19 protein-coding genes are annotated in these 17,281 nt (G+C 54.2%); 6 read left to right on the forward strand and 13 right to left on the reverse strand.

The genetic code is table 11. The features are described 5' to 3' along the window. The first annotated feature begins 195 nt into the window (after positions 1-195). From BN3795_RS20105 to BN3795_RS20115, 3 genes are all read left to right on the forward strand, one after another. Entirely contained in the window at positions 196-1,575 is a 1,380-nt protein-coding gene (locus BN3795_RS20105) for an ABC transporter substrate-binding protein (protein WP_068786479.1), read from the forward strand. Positions 1,576-1,639: 64 nt separating this feature from the next. Further along, the gene (locus BN3795_RS20110; protein WP_068786480.1) at positions 1,640-2,527 is read left to right on the forward strand and encodes a carbohydrate ABC transporter permease; all 888 of its coding nucleotides are present in this window, start codon (positions 1,640-1,642) and stop codon (positions 2,525-2,527) included. Between the two features lie 23 nt (positions 2,528-2,550). Further along, on the forward strand, positions 2,551-3,384 hold the full coding sequence (locus BN3795_RS20115) for a carbohydrate ABC transporter permease (RefSeq protein WP_068786481.1): 834 nt from the start codon (positions 2,551-2,553) through the stop codon (positions 3,382-3,384). 1 nt (position 3,385) lies between these two features. Here the strand turns inward: BN3795_RS20115 and BN3795_RS20120 are convergent, their stop codons facing one another. Further along, a complete protein-coding gene (locus BN3795_RS20120) occupies positions 3,386-4,402 on the reverse strand; it encodes a helix-turn-helix transcriptional regulator (protein WP_068786482.1) in 1,017 nt (338 codons plus the stop codon). Between the two features lie 54 nt (positions 4,403-4,456). Beyond that, positions 4,457-4,954: a DinB family protein gene (locus tag BN3795_RS20125; RefSeq protein WP_068786483.1), complete on the reverse strand. Its 498-nt coding sequence runs from the start codon at positions 4,952-4,954 to the stop codon at positions 4,457-4,459. A 382-nt stretch (positions 4,955-5,336) separates the two neighbouring features. Here BN3795_RS20125 and BN3795_RS20130 point away from each other — a divergent pair, with 382 nt between their 5' ends. After that, positions 5,337-6,272 carry a radical SAM protein gene (locus BN3795_RS20130; RefSeq protein WP_068786569.1) on the forward strand — a complete coding sequence of 312 codons (936 nt, stop codon included), beginning with the start codon at positions 5,337-5,339 and terminating at the stop codon, positions 6,270-6,272. A 48-nt stretch (positions 6,273-6,320) separates the two neighbouring features. Here BN3795_RS20130 and BN3795_RS25665 read toward each other — a convergent pair whose 3' ends face one another. Continuing rightward, positions 6,321-6,440, reverse strand: coding sequence for a sporulation protein YjcZ (locus BN3795_RS25665; RefSeq protein ID WP_198342965.1), 120 nt, complete (start codon positions 6,438-6,440; stop codon positions 6,321-6,323). Between the two features lie 206 nt (positions 6,441-6,646). Between BN3795_RS25665 and BN3795_RS20135 the strand changes: the two genes are divergently transcribed. After that, positions 6,647-6,904 carry a hypothetical protein gene (locus BN3795_RS20135; RefSeq protein ID WP_232729992.1) on the forward strand — a complete coding sequence of 86 codons (258 nt, stop codon included), beginning with the start codon at positions 6,647-6,649 and terminating at the stop codon, positions 6,902-6,904. 36 nt (positions 6,905-6,940) lie between these two features. On the opposite strand, the gene BN3795_RS20140 is transcribed toward BN3795_RS20135, so the two are convergent. From BN3795_RS20140 to nrdR, 6 genes are all read right to left on the reverse strand, one after another. Beyond that, entirely contained in the window at positions 6,941-7,564 is a 624-nt protein-coding gene (locus BN3795_RS20140) for a DedA family protein (protein ID WP_068786485.1), read from the reverse strand. A 222-nt stretch (positions 7,565-7,786) separates the two neighbouring features. Continuing rightward, a complete protein-coding gene (pstB, locus tag BN3795_RS20145; RefSeq protein ID WP_068786486.1) occupies positions 7,787-8,545 on the reverse strand; it encodes a phosphate ABC transporter ATP-binding protein PstB in 759 nt (252 codons plus the stop codon). A gap of 13 nt (positions 8,546-8,558) precedes the next feature. After that, positions 8,559-9,446 carry a phosphate ABC transporter permease PstA gene (pstA, locus tag BN3795_RS20150; protein WP_068786487.1) on the reverse strand — a complete coding sequence of 296 codons (888 nt, stop codon included), beginning with the start codon at positions 9,444-9,446 and terminating at the stop codon, positions 8,559-8,561. Then, positions 9,443-10,345 (reverse strand): phosphate ABC transporter permease subunit PstC, encoded by a 903-nt coding sequence (pstC, locus tag BN3795_RS20155; protein WP_068786488.1) that lies wholly within the window; start codon positions 10,343-10,345, stop codon positions 9,443-9,445. Before pstC ends, pstA begins: the two co-directional genes overlap by 4 nt. 90 nt (positions 10,346-10,435) lie before the next feature. Beyond that, entirely contained in the window at positions 10,436-11,392 is a 957-nt protein-coding gene (locus BN3795_RS20160; RefSeq protein WP_068786489.1) for a phosphate ABC transporter substrate-binding protein, read from the reverse strand. A 180-nt stretch (positions 11,393-11,572) separates the two neighbouring features. Continuing rightward, on the reverse strand, positions 11,573-12,043 hold the full coding sequence (gene nrdR / locus BN3795_RS20165) for a transcriptional regulator NrdR (RefSeq protein ID WP_068786490.1): 471 nt from the start codon (positions 12,041-12,043) through the stop codon (positions 11,573-11,575). Between the two features lie 136 nt (positions 12,044-12,179). Between nrdR and BN3795_RS20170 the strand changes: the two genes are divergently transcribed. Beyond that, entirely contained in the window at positions 12,180-12,401 is a 222-nt protein-coding gene (locus tag BN3795_RS20170) for an alpha/beta-type small acid-soluble spore protein (protein ID WP_059046046.1), read from the forward strand. A gap of 84 nt (positions 12,402-12,485) precedes the next feature. Here BN3795_RS20170 and BN3795_RS20175 read toward each other — a convergent pair whose 3' ends face one another. From BN3795_RS20175 to polA, 4 genes are read right to left on the reverse strand one after another with little or no spacing between them, the layout of a single operon-like run. Further along, positions 12,486-13,049: a lytic transglycosylase domain-containing protein gene (locus BN3795_RS20175; protein WP_068786491.1), complete on the reverse strand. Its 564-nt coding sequence runs from the start codon at positions 13,047-13,049 to the stop codon at positions 12,486-12,488. Further along, a complete protein-coding gene (gene coaE / locus BN3795_RS20180; RefSeq protein WP_068786492.1) occupies positions 13,046-13,642 on the reverse strand; it encodes a dephospho-CoA kinase in 597 nt (198 codons plus the stop codon). Before coaE ends, BN3795_RS20175 begins: the two co-directional genes overlap by 4 nt. Positions 13,643-13,680: 38 nt before the next feature. After that, positions 13,681-14,553 carry a DNA-formamidopyrimidine glycosylase gene (mutM, locus tag BN3795_RS20185; RefSeq protein WP_068786493.1) on the reverse strand — a complete coding sequence of 291 codons (873 nt, stop codon included), beginning with the start codon at positions 14,551-14,553 and terminating at the stop codon, positions 13,681-13,683. A gap of 42 nt (positions 14,554-14,595) precedes the next feature. Next, positions 14,596-17,256 (reverse strand): DNA polymerase I, encoded by a 2,661-nt coding sequence (gene polA / locus BN3795_RS20190; protein ID WP_068786494.1) that lies wholly within the window; start codon positions 17,254-17,256, stop codon positions 14,596-14,598. Between the last annotated feature and the right edge of the window lie 25 nt (positions 17,257-17,281).

Consider the following 17,281-nt stretch of genomic DNA (forward strand, 5'->3'; position numbering starts at 1 on the left):
CCGAGGCGCCAAGCGGAGAATCCTGCCTTCAGCACGACCGATTCACCCGCCATTTTTTCGGGGCAAATTTTGAATAAATTGTGCCTTCGCCAAGTATGTTTTACTGGAAGGATTGAAAGCGGATACAACGTGAGGTCTTTCACAACCGCAAAGAGTTCCGAATCCAACGGGTACCGAAACCAGGGAGGGATCAACATGTCATTCAGGAAAAAAAGAAGTTGGGCCATCGCTTCCGTTTTGTTGTGCACGGCTTTAGTCGGTTCACTGCTGGCCGGGTGCTCCGGTTCCGGAGAGAAGTCCGGCAGTTCGGGGAAAACGACGATTACGGTGACGTACCGCGATGACGGCGCCGGGGAGAAGGGCTCGCTGTACCGTTGGCTGACGGAGATCGCCGCCGACTATCCAAACCAAGAGGTCGAGATCAAACCCGCGCCGATCCAAGCGTCCGAAGGCGATTACTTCGCCAAGATCGCATTGGCTTTGAAGTCCAAGGATACCGCGCCGGATATCGTAACGGAGGATACGTTTATTCTCAATTCCGACGCCAGCGCCGGATATCTGGAGCCGCTGGACGAGCGGCTGAAGGGATGGGAGGACTGGACGAACGGCTCCTTCATCGAAGCGATGAAGAAGGGGGTCACCGCCAGCGACGGCAAGGTATACGGCGTACCGTACAATACCGATTCGCGGGGCCTTTGGTACAACAAGGAGATTTTCAAGCAGGTCGGCCTTCCCGAGGAGTGGGTTCCGAAGAATTGGGAGGAAGTGCTGGATGCGGCCCGGACGGTCAAGGAAAAGGCGCCGGATATCGTCCCGATCTGGATGAACATGGGCAAGGCAACCGGCGAGGCCACTTCGATGCAGACGTACGAAATGCTCTTGTACGGCACCGGCGAACGGCTCTATGACGACGCGAGCGGCAAATGGATCATCCAGAGCCAGGGCATATTGGACGCGTTAGGATTTGTGGAAACCGTGAATAAGGAAAAGCTCGGTCCACCGCTTTCCAAGGTTCTCAACGGGCAGGCCGGGAATACGTCCTCCCGCGAATATTTGCCGCAAGGCAAGCTGGCCATCTCCCTCGACGGCTCCTGGATCACCGGCAACTATCTCGATTCCGGCGCTTCTCCTTGGCCGGAGTACAAGGACGTGCTGGGCTTTGCCCCCATGCCGACGAGCCAAGGGCAAGCGCCGGGTTCGATCACCCTCGCCGGAGGTTGGGCGCTGTCGATCCCAAGCAATGCCAAGCATAAAGACGAAGCCTGGGAGTTTATCAAATATGCCTTAAACAAAGAAAACAGCCAGAAGCTCGTCCTGGCCTCGGGCAATATTACGGTACGGGCCGACGTCGCCAAAGACCCGGAATACACCAAAATGCCGTTTAACGAAATCGCTACGGAATATCTGCAGAATGCCGAGTTCCGTCCGGCGCAGGATAAATACCCGGAAGTATCGACGCAAATCCAGACCATGGTTGAATCCGTAGCCACAGGGACCTCTCCTGCGGACGCAGCCCAGAAGTACGCACAGGACGTCACCCGTATCGCAGGCGAGGACGCCGTCATCCAGAAATGACGGGTTGCGTCCGAATTCTAAATAACTAGCGGCAAAGCATTGCCTTCCGGAAGGAGAACAAACCATGAGCAGCATAACGGCTGAAGGTTATTCCAATAAACGAAACACGTATGCGTGGCTGTATTTCATGCTCCCTTCGATTGCGATAATGCTGGTGTTTTTTATCTATCCGGTCTTTCTGACCTTCTTCTATTCGTTTACGAATCTCGCTTTAACGGGAGAATCCGCCAGAGAGCTGAAATTCGTCGGGTTCGACAACTATCTCCATATGTTCAAGGATCCCACGGTGAAAATCAGCATCTGGAACACCTTAATCTTCCTGTTCGGCTCCGCAGTGATCGGACAGCAGGTCTTGGGCTTCCTGATCGCCCTGCTCATGAAGCACAAGAATCGGACGTTCCGCCGGGTGATCGGCACGATCGTTCTGGCCGGCTGGGTCACCCCGGAAATTGTCTGCGCATTGTGCTTATACAGCTTCTTCGGCGATGAGGGCACCTTGAACTCGATCATCACCTCACTGGGGATTCCGGCGGTGACCTGGCTGTATACAGTGCCGATGCTGACGATTATTCTCGCCAACATCTGGCACGGGACGGCCTTCTCGATGCTCGTCTTTCAAGCGGCGCTGGACGACGTGCCAAGCGAGGTGGAAGAAGCGGCGGTGGTTGACGGCGCCTCGCGGTGGCAGGTGCTGACCCGGATCATTATCCCTTATATTAAGGAGACGTTTACGACCAACATGATGCTGGTCACGTTGCAGACGCTCGGCGTCTTCGGATTAATTTACGCCATGACCGGCGGCGGTCCGGGGACCTCCACCACCACGCTGCCGATCTTTATGTACAACCAAGCCTTCGTGAACTATCAACTGGGGTACGGGACCGCGATCTCCTTGCTGCTGCTGCTGATTGGGGTCGTGCTCAGCTTGTTCTATACCCGCTCGTTGAAATAGTCCAAGTGCAAGGAGACTTCCTTATGAACGCAAAACAACGGAAAATCATCTACCGGATCATGCCCTATGCCATCCTGACCTTCATCGGAATCTGCTTCGTCTTGCCTTTGTTATGGGTGGTGGTTGCTTCCATTGACGCCAATGCCATGCAGACGCTGAAATTGCCGCATCGGGTCACGGCGGATAATTACATCGAGGTGATCACCAGCCGTGAGAACCAGCGCGCGTTCGTTATCGGCCTGATCATGTCGCTGGGGCAGGCGGTACTCGTCGTCATCCTGGCGTTGCTCGCCGCCTATCCGTTGTCCCGGTACCAGATGAAATACAAGAAGCCGTTTATGCTGACCATCCTGTTCATGACCTCCCTGCCGATCACTGCGGTGATGGTCCCGGTCTATCAGCTGTTTCTCAGCCTGAAGCTGTATGACCAGATCTTCGGCGTCATCCTGTTCTATGTAGCTTCCTCCATGCCGTACGGCATTTGGATGCTCAAGAACTTCATGGACTCCGTCCCTCTGGATCTGGAGGAAGCGGCCTGGGTCGACGGAGCTTCCGTATTTACGGGCATTCGCAAAGTCGTTGCACCGCTGATGGTGCCGGGGATCTGCACCGTGGCGATCTTCACTTTCTCCGGCAGTTGGGGCAACTTCTTCGTCCCTTACATTTTGCTGCAAAATCCGGAGAACTTTCCGGCGTCCCTGAAGCTGTATCAATATTTCGGCCAATACGGGATGATTGAATACGGCAATCTTGCCGCCTTCTCCATCCTGTACGCGGTCCCCTCCATCGTGCTCTATATTCTGTCCCAGCGATTTATGTCCAAGGGGTTCGGTCTGCAAGGGGGAACCAAGGGGTAATTCAAGCGAAGGGGGGATTCGTTCCCCCTTCCCTCTCCTCCGCCCCGGCCTCCTTCATTTGTTGGTAGTGTTCGGCCATCTGCCGGGTGACTTCCGCCATCCGTTGAAGGAGGGCATCCGGCTCCACAATCGAGAGTGCTTTCCCATACGGAAGCAAGTAGTAAGGCACATAGGTATGCAAGGAGGCGCTTTCCATCCGGAAAACCGCCTCCTCTTCCTTTCGCCGCACCAGCGTATGACCAAACATCCAGTGCCGCTGCAGTTCATTTAAGGCCCGTTCGGGACCGCGGATTCTAACCGTGAGCAAGGAAGCATCCTCAAGGGATTCCGGCAGCAAATTGCCTAACAGGAACGTTTTGGCGGAAAAATGGGACGGGCGTTCAAACCGCTCCTCGCTTCGTTCCAGCCGGCGGATCCGGTCAACTCGAAAACTGCGCAGCCGTTGCCGCAGCCGGCAGTAACCAACGGTATACCAGTTTCCCTTCCAGTGTACAATGCCGTAGGGGTCGAACATGCGGACAACTGCGTCTGCTTCCTTGCCCCCGGCATACTCCATCTCCAGCGAAATGCCCTCCGCTGACGCCAGCTCTAACGTCTGCAGGAAAGACTGCAGACGCTCGTCCACCGGCGGATAAATGACGGATAACCCTCTGCCATGGCGCTCGATATGCTCGAGTTGCTCTTCGTTCGTGTACAGCTTCAGCTTGTCCACCGCCCGGATTAATGCTTCGCTGAACGGATATCCCGCTTCCCGGGCGAAGATCGAGGCGTGAACCAGCGCCTTCTGCTCCTCGGCGTCGAACATCAGCGGCGATTCCGCGAACCGGCCGAGAATCCGATAACCGCCGCCCGGCCCGGCATCGGCCACGATCGGCACGCCGCTGGCGCATAAGGAATCGATGCAGCGATATACGGTACGGATATGGACCTCCAGCTCGTCGGCCAATTGTCGGGCGGTCATCTTCCGGCCGGACCGAAGGAGCCAAAGAATCGACAGCATATGATCCGCTTTGGACATGCGCATAACCCTTTCCGATAAAATGTTGCTTCTATTGTAACCGTCCCCGGCGGTTTAGGCCAGCGGCTCCATTCCCTGCTCGATCCAGGACTCATAAGTCGGGCCATAAATATCCGGGAGTCGCAGCCCGGCCTGACGCATCAATACGGTCATTTGTCCCCGGTGGTGCGCCTGGTGCATCAGCGTAAACCGGAGGGACGCGCCGTTCTGCCACATTTCACCCGCGATTTCCGTCGTGTCCAGCAACCGTTCGTCCGTCCATTGGGAACGGATCGCTTCGATCAGCGCCCCGCTGATGCGCCTGTACTCCGCTGCAATCTCCACCGCCGATGCGGGAACGCGCGCTCCGCCTGACGGGCCGGAGAAATCCAAACCGCAGTGGGTCATATAATGGATCGATTCGACCAAGTGCCAAGCCACTTGCCCTAACGTTCTGCGTCCTTCCGCGATAGGCTGGGATAACGACGCATCGGTCAGCGCCTCCATCACTCGTTCCGTCAATGTACTCTCCTCCGTCCAGGCCTTAACAAAATCATCAATGTGAATGAACATCTAAATTCCTCCCGCAAATCATTTTGACTCAAGTATAGCGGATAAACCCTGACAATTCCGGTCAGTGTTTATTTCGGTGAAGCCCGAAAGGTTAAAAAAGTCATAAATTCAGTCCTGCCCATCCGCTTATAATCACTAAGACGGATGAAAATGATTTTGACGGACCGGGAGGCTCTACCGTATGAACAGCTACAAATTTCTCGAATTGGAAAATCCGACCGAATACCGGCTGGAAGCTTTGGAAGTTGGCGTCACCTCGAGCTGCAACTTCAAATGCGATTATTGCTGCGCTTATGAAAGGAATGACGGGAACAGCATCGGCGGGGGAGAAGTCGTGCGCATCCTGGAGGAGGCCGGCACGATCCGGCGGGGGTGGNACCGTATGAACAGCTACAAATTTCTCGAATTGGAAAATCCGACCGAATACCGGCTGGAAGCTTTGGAAGTTGGCGTCACCTCGAGCTGCAACTTCAAATGCGATTATTGCTGCGCTTATGAAAGGAATGACGGGAACAGCATCGGCGGGGAAGAAGTCGTGCGCATCCTGAAGGAGGCCGGCACGATCCGGCGGGTTCGGCTGTCGGGCGGGGAAGTCACTTTGAAATTCCAGGACTGCTTGAACATCGTCGGGTACTGCGCGGCGAACGGTATCGAAACGCAGTTAAATTCCAATGCCAGCCTGCTGAGTCCGGCGCGCATCGATCAACTGGCCAACGCCGGCTTAACGACGTTACATATTTCGTTCAATTTCACCGATGCGGCGAGTTTCTCCCGCTACTATGGAATGCCGGAATCGGTGTATCACAAAATCCGGGAAAATATCGCCTACTCCACGACGACTGCCATCGATACCGTACTCGAAACGCTGCTGTTTGCCGAAACGGAGCATCGTCTTCTGGAGATTGCCGATCAGGTGTACCGGCTTGGCGTGCGCACCCATGAAATTCAGAACGGCATCGAAATGGCGCACAGCGGCTGGAAGGCCACTACCGCCCGCGATTCATTGAAGAAGGCGGTTCAACAACTGATCGACGCCAAGAGAGAAGACAGCACCCTCTATTTTACCTGTATGGATCGATTTGCCGAGAAGCTGGGGTTTGCCGATCAGCCCGGCGTTTATTTCTCCCGCTGCATCGAAGGCAGAAAGCAGCTTCACCTTCACGGAAATGGCGATATCCTGATTTCCGAACTTTGCTACCCCGTTGTGATCGGTAATGTTTATCGCGGAACATCCCTCAAGGATTTGTTCACCCATATGCCGTCCGCGCTCAAGCATTTTCTAGACACCGAACCTTGTCCGGCCGACCAAAGCCAATAAAGAAAGGCCCTGCTGCCGCAGGGCCTTTTGTCGAGACGTACGCCTCAATTATACGATAAGCGCTCTGGAGATGATGACCAGCAGAATGAACAGAACCAGGATCGTTCCTGTGGAAGTCCAGAACCCACCGTAACCTACGTTGCCTACGCCATTTTCATATCCCGACATTGATTTTCCCTCCTTTTTAAATATAGAACATCATATTACGCCCCGCCTGCGAAAGATCGGGACATTCGCGGAGAGCAACAAAAATGGGTTGGTGCGGCTCAGCATCCCAAACTCACGAATAGTTCCAGCCTCTGTTCGTTGCAGCCGCCTAATCATGATTTTTGCGGTTTGCATATGATGGAACAAGTCAATCTTAAAAGCGGGTGGTGTTCTTGGGAGGAAAAAAGAGGCGTCAATACCGAAGACTCCAAGACGATGACATCTCCTCGGACGACCTGGCGATTATCGGTGCCGGGTTCACTGTTCTAGGGGACTTTTTCGATTTGCTCTCCCTGATGAAGTTGAAAGAGGAAAAAGCCCAAATCGGCAACGGGACTTCCGAAGGAGAGATCGAGGAGACGCTGATCGATCAATTCATGCTGCTCCGAAGCAAACCCGAAAATAAAAAAAGACGAAAAAAATAGCTAAGGCGCGGGATCCGATCCCGCGCCTTTTGGACGTTACCGGGAGAGCTTGGCTACTTTCACCCTCCAACGCCGCCATTTCATGTACACCAGCACGACCAGCAGCGCGCCCAATCCCATAAAGAAGTACTTCAAATATTTCTCCACGAGATCAATTGCAACCTGCCATTGTTCGCCAAACACAAATCCGATGCCTACAAATGCGGCCACCCATAGGGCTGCCCCAGTGTATGCGTATAAAGCGAAGGTACGAAAAGGGATGCGGATAATGCCGACAAAATAACCGAAAAACTGCCTCACGCCCGGCACGAAAAAACTGATCAACAGCATCTTATTGCCATATTTCTCGTAAACCCGTCTCGTTTTATCCAAATGCGAGGGCTTCACCAGAATCCACTTTCCATACCGCTCAATCAGCGGCGCGCCAACCCGATGCCCGATGAAATAGGTGATGGTCACCCCAACCACCGATCCGGCATATGCGGCAAGCATCGCCGGCAGGAGATCAAGCACGTCCTTATAAGCTAAGTATCCCGTATAGGTCAATGTCGTTTGACCTGGCGGCAGCGGCAGCGCAATAAAATCGATGGGGAGTCCGAGCAGCAGAACAAAATAGCCGTATTGCTCAAACATCCTTTCAATCCATTCCAATATATTCATCCTGCAATCTCCTTTAGTCATTCCGGGCGCCGCCCGCGCCAGTAAGTCCTTTTCTCTTATGTTATCAGTATATACGTAGATTTTCCAATCTAAAAGCGGCCGCAGACGGGGCGCCCCCCCGACCTTGGTCCGGCTGGTCCCGTCGTCGCGAAAAAAAGGCCAAGCCGGACAAGGTTGTCCGGTTTGGCCCTGGATCTGTCATTCCAACGATCGGCGCGGAGCTTATCCGAACCGGCCGGAAATATAATCATCCGTTCGTTTCTCGGACGGATTGGTGAAGATTTTGCTCGTATCGTCGTATTCGACCAGTTCCCCCATCAGGAAGAACGCCGTCTTCTCCGATACGCGCGCCGCCTGATGCATATTGTGCGTGACGATGATGATGCAGTAATCTTGCTTGAGCTCGGCGATCAGCTCCTCGATTTTGGCGCTGGATACCGGGTCCAAAGCCGACGCGGGCTCATCCATCAGGATAATGCTCGGATTTACCGCGATCGACCTTGCGATACACAGCCTTTGCTGCTGGCCGCCGGACAACGCGAGGGCGGAGCTGTGCAGCCGGTCCTTCGTTTCGTTCCATAACGCCGCTTTGGTCAGCGATTCCTCGACGATTTGATCGAGCTTCTTCTTGTTCCGAATGCCGTGATATCGCGGCCCGAACGCAATATTTTCATAAATGGACTTATGGAACGGATTCGGCCGCTGCCAGACCATGCCGATCTTCTGCCGCAGCAGCACGACGTCGGTCTTCGGATCGTTGATATTGTCGTCCCCGATCCAGATTTCCCCCGTGATCTTCGCCCCGCTAATAAGATCATTCATCCGGTTCAAGCTGCGCAGGAAGGTGGATTTGCCGCACCCGGAAGGGCCGATCAAAGCCGTCACCTGCCGGGAAGCAAAATCAAGCGAGATATTCTTAACAGCTTGCTTCTCTCCGTAATAAACGCTCAGGTCTTTCGTTGATAGTTCAATATTGGGCACTGGCTTCGTCCTCCTATTTCGTCGCCGTAAATTTCTTGAGCATCACGCGTCCGAGCCAGCGGGCCAGCAGGTTGAATACCAGCACGGTCAGAATCAGGACGGCCGAAGCGCCGGCGGCGATTTCGGGTGCATCCGGCGCCAAGCCTTCGGAATTGATCTTCCAGATATGAACGGCTAGCGTCTCCGCCGGACGGAACGGATTTAACGGGGATGTCGGGCTAAGTGGATTCCAGTTGCCGAAGTCGAGCCGCGGGCTGCTCATGCCGGCCGTAAACAGGAGCGCCGCCGCTTCGCCGAACACGCGGCCCGCCGCCAGGATCGTCCCGGTCAGGATGATCGGCAAGGCGATTGGGAGCATGACCGATTGAATGGTCTTCCACTTGGACAAGCCCAGCGCCAAGCTGGCTTCCTTCTGAGCCTGCGGCACGCTGGCCAACCCCTGCTCCGTGATCCGCACCATCAGCGGCAGATTAAAGATCGTTAACGCCAGCGCCCCCGAGAACAGGGAGAAGCCGAAGCCAAACAGGTTGACGATAACGAGCAATCCAAACAAACCAACGACGATCGACGGGAAGGAAGATAACACTTCGACGATCAAGCGGATAAAATCGGTCACCTTTCCGGGCTTGGCGTATTCGCTCATGTAAATTCCTGCCCCGATCCCCAGCGGAACCGTGATGATCATAGTTAAGACCAAGAGAAACAAGGAATTAAATAATTGCGGTCCGATCCCGCCGCCTTCCTTGATCGTTTCGGGCGGCGATGTGAGAAAATCAAAGCTGATATGGCCCAGCCCCCGAACCAAAATAAAGCCGAGCAACCCCGCCATAATGAGAACGATCAAACCGGCCAAAGCGATGATAACGGCCGTTGCGATCTTATCTACGGTTCTTGCGCTCATCGTTTTGCTCTCCTTTCCAGCCACCGGACGATAAAGACGAATACAAACGTCATCAGCATCAAGATCAATGCCAGCGTCCAGAGGACGTTATTCTGCGTCGAGCCCATTACCGTATTCCCCATGCTCAACGTAATGACGCTGGTTAGTGTAGAAGTGGATTCAAAGAGCGAACGCGGAATATGCGGCGCATTCCCGATAACCATCTGCACCGCCAAAGCTTCCCCGAATGCCCGAGCCATCCCCAGCACAACCCCGGTCAGCAAAGCCGGCAGGGTCGTCGGCAAGACGGTCCGGGACAGCGTCTGCCAACGCGTCGCACCGAGAGCGTAAGAACCTTCTTTCAAACCGGGAGGCAAAGCCGCCAGCGCATCGGTGGCGATCGAGGTAATCGTCGGCAAAATCATGATCGACAACACCGTTGCGCCGGCCAGGATGCCCAGACCTTGTCCCGGGAAAATATCCCGGTAAAAAGGAACGATGACGCTAAGCCCCACAAAGCCGTAAACAACCGAAGGGATGCCGGCCAACAGTTCAATCACTGGCTGCAAATACTTCTTGCCGAACTTCGGCATGATTTCGACCATAAACAAGGCTGCGCAAATCCCGAGCGGAGCCGCGATCAGCGCCGCCAGAATCGAGGTGCTGAACGAGCCCAAAATAAACGGAAGGGCGCCGAATACCGGAGTTTCCCCATCCGGCTTCCAGTTCGTGCTGCCGAATATTTCGCCGAATGCGATCCCGTCTTGAAAAAAGGTGCTTAACCCTTTAGTTGCTACATAATAAACCATCGAGAAGATGGTGACCACCAGCAGCACGATACAAAATGATGCGTAAATCTTGCCGGTCCATTCCTCGAGAATATGCGGTTGTATTTTTTTTCTTCCGCCGGACTGAGCCATGAAACCTCTCCCTTTAATAACAGCACAGAAAGAGGCAGAACAGTCCGCCTCTTGCCGCGCCGATATGATGTTATCGAGTCCTGCTAATTCTTACTTCGTGATGTTGCCGTCAACATCGCGTTTGACTTGCATTTTGCTGATCGGAATATAGCCAAGTTCTACGACGTCGCCGTTGTCGCTTTGTACGTCAGGGGAAACCATGTAGTCCAGGAAAGCTTTGACGACTTCGTTTGGCTCGCCTTTCGTGTACATGTGCTCATAAGCCCATACCGGATAAGTTCCGTTCGCCACGTTCTCTTCCGTTGCATCAACGCCTTCGTATTTCACGGCTTTTACGGAATCGTCAAGGTAGGACAAAGCAAGATATCCGATGGCTCCCGGCGTTTCGCCGACCAGCTTCTTCACCGTACCGGAGGAATCCTCTTGAATCGAACCCTGCAGGTCTTCCGTTTTCGTGCCCAGCGCATATTTCTCAAAGGTCGCGCGAGTTCCGGAGCTCGATGGACGGTTGACGATTTGAATCGCTTGATCCGGACCGCCTACCTCTTTCCAGTTGGTCACTTTGCCCGTGAAAATCTGTACCAGTTGGTCCTTCGTCAGATTGTCGACGGTGATGTCCGGATTGACGACGGCTGCCATCGCCACAACAGCAACTTGATGATCCACCAATTCGCCGGCTTGAGCTGCTTCCAGCTTCTCTTCTGCGAAGACGTCGGAGTTCCCGATGTCCGCTTGGCCTCCGGATACTTGCGTCAACCCTGTGCCGCTGCCGCCGCCTTGAACTTGTATAGAAACGTTAGGATTTTGATCCATGAATTTTTTCGAAACTTGGTCTACCAAAGGTTGCAATGCCGAGGAACCTACAGCCAGGATCGACCCCGTCAGTTCCGATGCCGCTGCGTTTCCGCCGTTGTTCGCAGATGCCTCATCTGTGGTGCCGCCGTTTGTGCCGGCTGTGTTGTTTGGTGCCGCGTTGTTGTTTTGACCGCATGCCGCCAGCGTTAAGCTTAATACCAAAGTCAAAACCAATAGCATACTCTTTTTCATTGTCTTAGGTATCCCCCTTATATGATTTACAATTTGATTATAGAAAGCGAAGATCAATCCCGTGTTTTCGTTTTGTAAATTTTGTGTAAAATGAGGAGGCGAATTTCCGGTTTCATTTAGTCTTTGCAAAAAAACAAAAAACACTCCCGCCAGACGGCGAAGAGTGCTCGATGGTTGCAGCTATTCTGTGACTCCTGTATTTTTGGACAACAGCCCCTTGAGTTCTTTCATAAACATGTTGATATCTTTAAATTGGCGATATACCGAAGCAAACCGAACGTAAGCCACTTCGTCCACCGGGTACAGCTGCTCCATCACCAATTCGCCGATCCCCCGGCTTTCCACCTCGGCGTTCGCCGAGTGACGGAGGGAACGCTCCACCTCGGATACGATCGATTCCAGCTGCTCCACGGAGACCGGACGTTTCTCGCAGGCTCGAATCAACCCCCGCAACATCTTCTCCCGACTGAATTCCTCGCGGCTGCCGTCTTTCTTGATGACAATCAGCGGCATTTCCTCCACCATTTCAAACGTCGTAAACCGCCGGCTGCACTTCTCGCATTCGCGGCGGCGGCGGATGGAACGGTTCTCGTTCGCCGGCCTGGAATCGAGCACCTTCGTCCCTAAATAGTCGCAATACGGACACTTCAAGCTAGAACACCTCCCCTCGTAACCGCCGTTCTGACGGCTTTTCTGCCGATTGGCAATAAATTACTTTAAATTTATCGGATTGAAGTTGATAGTCCGGCACATAATACTGTTACCAACCACAAGGAGGTGAACAATCATGGCCCAAAATAATAATTCTTCGAACGACCTGGTGGTTAGACAAGCTTCCGGAGCTTTGGATCAAATGAAATATGAAATCGCTCAGGAGCTTGGCATCTCTTTCCCACAAGACGGATATGCTGGTAACCTGACTTCTTACGAAAACGGTTCGATCGGTGGTTTCATTACGAAACGTTTGGTCACCCTGGCTGAACAACAGCTGGCAGGTCAATTCAAATAAACCGATCAGCTAAAGAGAGCATTGGCTGGCGCTAAGCCGGTCAATGCTTTCTTTTTTTGTCTGCCTTCCGCCGCAAAACACCGCCTAAAACTCGTCGTAAATTTTCAGATATTGCTTGTAGTAATGGGAGACCCGTTGAACATAATGCCGGGTTTCGCCAAACGGAATGTTCTGGGCCGTCTCCAGCCGCCCGTCCCAGCGCCCGCTCTTCAGCCAATTCTTCACATGGGTTGGCCCGGCGTTATAGGCGGCGATCATGGCGATTTGATTGCCGTCAAATTGCTCAGAGAGCGAGGCCAGATACCAGGTACCGATCTGAATATTCGTCTCCGTCTCGTTACGGATGTCCTCCAGCGTCGTATTGGGCAGCTTTGCTTTGGAAATGACCCATTCCGCCGTATCCGGCATGATCTGCATTATTCCCAGCGCGCCTTTCCGGGACTCCGCCCCCGATTTATAGTTCGTCTCCACCTTAATGATCGCAGCGACGATAAACGGGTCCAGGCCGTTGTTTTTGGCATGGAGTCGAATTTCCTCTTTATAATAAATCGGATAAATTAACGAAAGCCAAGCCGAATTGAAAAAGATAAGGACTATGAAACCGATGAACAGCAGAAGCAGGACTCTCTTTTTGCGAAGCCACCTCATCGTAGTCCCTTATCCCGCCAAAAGACGTCGATCTGCCGCTCCGTCTCTTCAAGTCCACCGCTGTTATCAATCAAAATATCCGCCCTCTCCTTCTTGAGTTCTATATCCATCTGGGCGCTTAATCGCTGCTCGGCCGCCTCCCGGGACAACCCGTCCCTAAGGATTAACCGGGACAACTGCAGCGCACGCGGCACATATACCACCATAATTTCTTCATATAACGGATCGAGTCCCGATTCGTAGAGCAGCGGGATATCCGCCACCACCAACCTTTGCGGATCCGCTTCTTCCAGTTCGTCCAAGCGCCGCTTCATTTCGGAGCGGATCGCAGGATGCGTGAGCGCCTCCAGCGCCTTGCGCTCCTCGGGATGCGAGAAGACGATTTCGCCAAGCTGCTTGCGATCGAGCGTCCCGTCGGGGTGAAGCACAGCCGGACCAAACCGCTCGCGGACCGCAGCCAGTACCGGATGGCCCGGCTCCATAATCTCTCTGGCGATCACATCCGCATCGATCACAGCGGCACCGCGGCTGGCCAACATGCGGGAAACCGTGCTTTTCCCGGTAGCGATTCCACCGGTGAGTCCGATGTTCATTCCCTTAACACCTCACTGTTCTGACTTGGAGCTTCGGTCTATACCTCTTGCTTGGCTCGGGTGCCCGCCTTGCGGCTTGTCCGGTAAGGCGGTTGACAATTCGGGCAAAAATGCGTTCCCCGTCCCCCTACGACGGTCTTCACCACCGGTTGTCCGCAATTCAGACAGGGTTCTCCTTGGCGTCCGTACATTCGGAGAGCGTGCTGGAACATTCCCATCTCCCCCTGTCCGTTGACGTAAGATTTAATGGAGGAGCCTCCCGCTTCTACCGCTTCGGTCAGGGTTTCCACAATGGCGTTGTGCAGCCGCTCCAACTGCGGCTGGGTCAGCTTGTCCGCCGGATGCTCCGGATGGATTCCCGCCCGGAACAACGCTTCATCTACATAAATATTCCCCAGGCCCACAATATATTCCTGGTTCAACAGCGCCGGCTTAATCTTCGTGGTTCGCCGGGAAATTATTTCCTGGAAGGCTGTGACCGTAAAAGTATCCGCCAGCGGCTCTAATCCCAGCTTCGCCAAAGGCTTCTGCATCAATTCCTCGCCCGGCGCAAACAGATGCATAGTGCCGAACTGACGCACGTCCTTATAACGGAGCTCGGTGCCGTCTGTAAACCGGAAGATCACATGGGTATGCTTCTCCACCTCATCACCGGTCCGATACACCCCGTAACGCCCTTCCATTCGCAAATGGGAGACGAGCACCAGCCCGTCCATGACGATGCGCAAAAATTTACCGCGGCGTCCGATTTCCAATATGGTATGTCCAGCAAGCTCGATTTCAAATCGCTGGATATCGTCGGGGCGTTGAATAATCCGCGGCAAGTACACCTGGACACTTTGGATCGTTTTCCCGACAATCAGCTGGGTCAAGGTCCGTCGGACCGTTTCGACCTCCGGCAATTCCGGCATATCCCCTCACCTCAATCTAAGTTGTTATCGTCACAGCGGCGACTACTTCGCTTCGTACCAATTAAGTCCGCTGGATACTTCCGCCTTAAGCGGCACCGAGAGCTCCAACGCCTTCCCCATCGTCTCCGGCACAAGCTTGCTCATGATCTCCAGCTCCTCCGGCGGGACCTCGAACACCAATTCGTCATGTACCTGGAGCAGCATACGGCTCTTGAGCCCATGCTTGTGCAGCTCCTCGTCCATCCGCACCATCGCCAGCTTGATGATGTCCGCTGCGGTGCCCTGAATCGGGGTATTCATGGCCGTGCGTTCAGCGAAGGAGCGCAGGTTGAAGTTCGATGCGTTGATCTCCGGCAGATAGCGGCGGCGCTCCAGCAGCGTTTTGACGTAACCGTCCCGCTTGGCTTCCTTGACAATATCGTCCATATAACGTCGAACGCCCTGGAAGGCATTGAAATATTGCTCGATGAACCGGGCGGCTTCTTTCCGCGTAATATTCAGGTTCTGGGACAATCCATAGTCGCTGATCCCGTACACGATCCCGAAATTGACCGCTTTGGCCGAACGGCGCATATTGGCGTCCACTTGATCGGGATCTACGCCAAACACGTCCATGGCGGTTTTCGTATGGATGTCCATATCGTGCAGGAACGCTTCCTGCAATCCGGGATCCCCGGAAATGTGAGCCAACACGCGAAGCTCAATTTGCGAGTAGTCCGCAGCCAGAATAAACCAGCCTTCCTCCGACGGCACAAATACCTTGCGGATTTTGCGGCCCTCCTCGAGCCGAATCGGAATATTCTGCAAATTCGGGAACTGGCTGCTCAAGCGGCCGGTGGCGGCGATCGTCTGCCGGAAATACGTATGCACCTTGCCTGTTTTCGGCGAGATCTCCTTCAGCAGGCCTTCGACATAGGTGGATTGCAGCTTGGCCAACTGCCGATATTCCAGAATAAACTGAACGATCTCATGATAAGGCGCCAATTTCTCCAACACTTCCGCGTCGGTGGAATAGCCGGTTTTGGTCTTCTTGATGACCGGCAGCCCCAGCTTGTCGAACAGGATTTCCCCTAACTGCTTAGTGGAATTGATATTAAACTCCAGGCCGGCGATTTCATAAATTCGCTCGACCAATTTATGGATTTGAGCTTCAAATTCTACGCCAAGTTCTTTCAAGGCTTCCTTGTTCACGGCGACGCCTTGCTTCTCCATGTCAGCCAAGATTCGAGACAACGGCATTTCCAGCTCATAGAACAGCCGCTCCATTTCATATTTCGCCAGCTCTTGCCGTTGCAGCGGCAGGATCCGCAGCAGGGCGTCCGCTTTGCGAGCCAGATGGCGGCTTAACACCTCCGGCTCCGGCACCTTGAATTTGGCGCCTTTGCCATAGACTTCATCGTCGCCGGGCACCGGCGGCAACTGGTATTTCGCCGCCAATCCGCTGATCGTCTGATCATTTTCCGTCGGATCCAGCAAATAAGCCGCGAGCTGCACATCATGTTCCGCCCCGGCAAACAAGACCCCTTGCCAGAACAGCACCAAGTCCGCCCGATGCAGATCATACCCGCGCTTCGGCACCTGCTCGTCGGCGAGCCAGTCGCGGACCTCCGCGGCTTCCTCCGCTTGCAGCATATCAACCGGCAGGAAATAATGTCGGCTTGAGGTGGACATCACCATGCCCATCAACGTGGCTTGATGCGGGTTATCCCCGTAGGACTCCACGATGATCCCTTCGATATTGGGCAAATCCGCCGTCAGTTCGGAAACGTTATCCCGGTCAACCGTCGTAACCTCGATGGCAACCTGCTCTGCGGGAGCCGCTTCACCGCCAGCATTCCCGCCCCCGGCAAAGGACATCCGCTCCAGGAGCGACTTGAACTCCAGCTTGCGCAGTACCGGTACGGCGGTCTCCTCCTGGATGCCGTCAAACTTCATCTCATCCCAGGAGCGCTCCACAGGAACCTCGCGGAAGATGGTTGCCAGCTGCTTGCTCATGCGAGCGTCGTCCGCGTGGTTTACGAGGTTTTCCTTCATCTTGCCCTTCAATTCATCGGTATGGGCCAGGACTTCCTCCACAGAACCAAACTGGTGCAGCAGCTTCAGCGCCGTCTTCTCCCCGATCCCCGGAACCCCCGGAATATTGTCGGACGCATCGCCCATCAGCCCCTTCAAATCGATGATTTGCAGCGGCTTCAGCCCATATTTCTCCTGAATTTGCTGCGGATCGTAAGGCTCGACTTCACTGACGCCCTTGCGCGTTAACGCCACTTTTACCCGGTCGCTGACGACCTGCAGCATATCTTTATCCCCGGTCACGACAAGCACCTCTTGACCGGCTTCCTCCGCCCGTTTGCTTAAGGTGCCGATGATGTCGTCGGCTTCATATCCGGCCAATTCAAACCAGGCGATGCCGAAGCTTTCCAACAGTTCGCGCATCAGCGGAAATTGCTCGGACAGCTCGGACGGGGTTTTGTCGCGCCCTCCTTTATATTCCTGATAACCTTCATGCCGGAACGTCACCTTCCCCGCATCAAAGGCGACCAGCATATGCGTGGGGCGCTCCTCCTGTATCAAACGCAGCAGCATGTTCGTGAACCCGTAAACGGCATTCGTATGAAGACCGCTGGAATTCGTAAGCGGGGGCATGGCAAAAAATGCCCGGTAAATAATGCTGTTCCCATCTATAAGTATCAATTTTTCCATACGACACCTCGTCCACAGTTTTCTA

The sequence above is a fragment of the Paenibacillus phocaeensis genome (assembly GCF_900021165.1).
GTDB classification, from domain to species: Bacteria; Bacillota; Bacilli; order Paenibacillales; family Paenibacillaceae; genus Fontibacillus; species Fontibacillus phocaensis.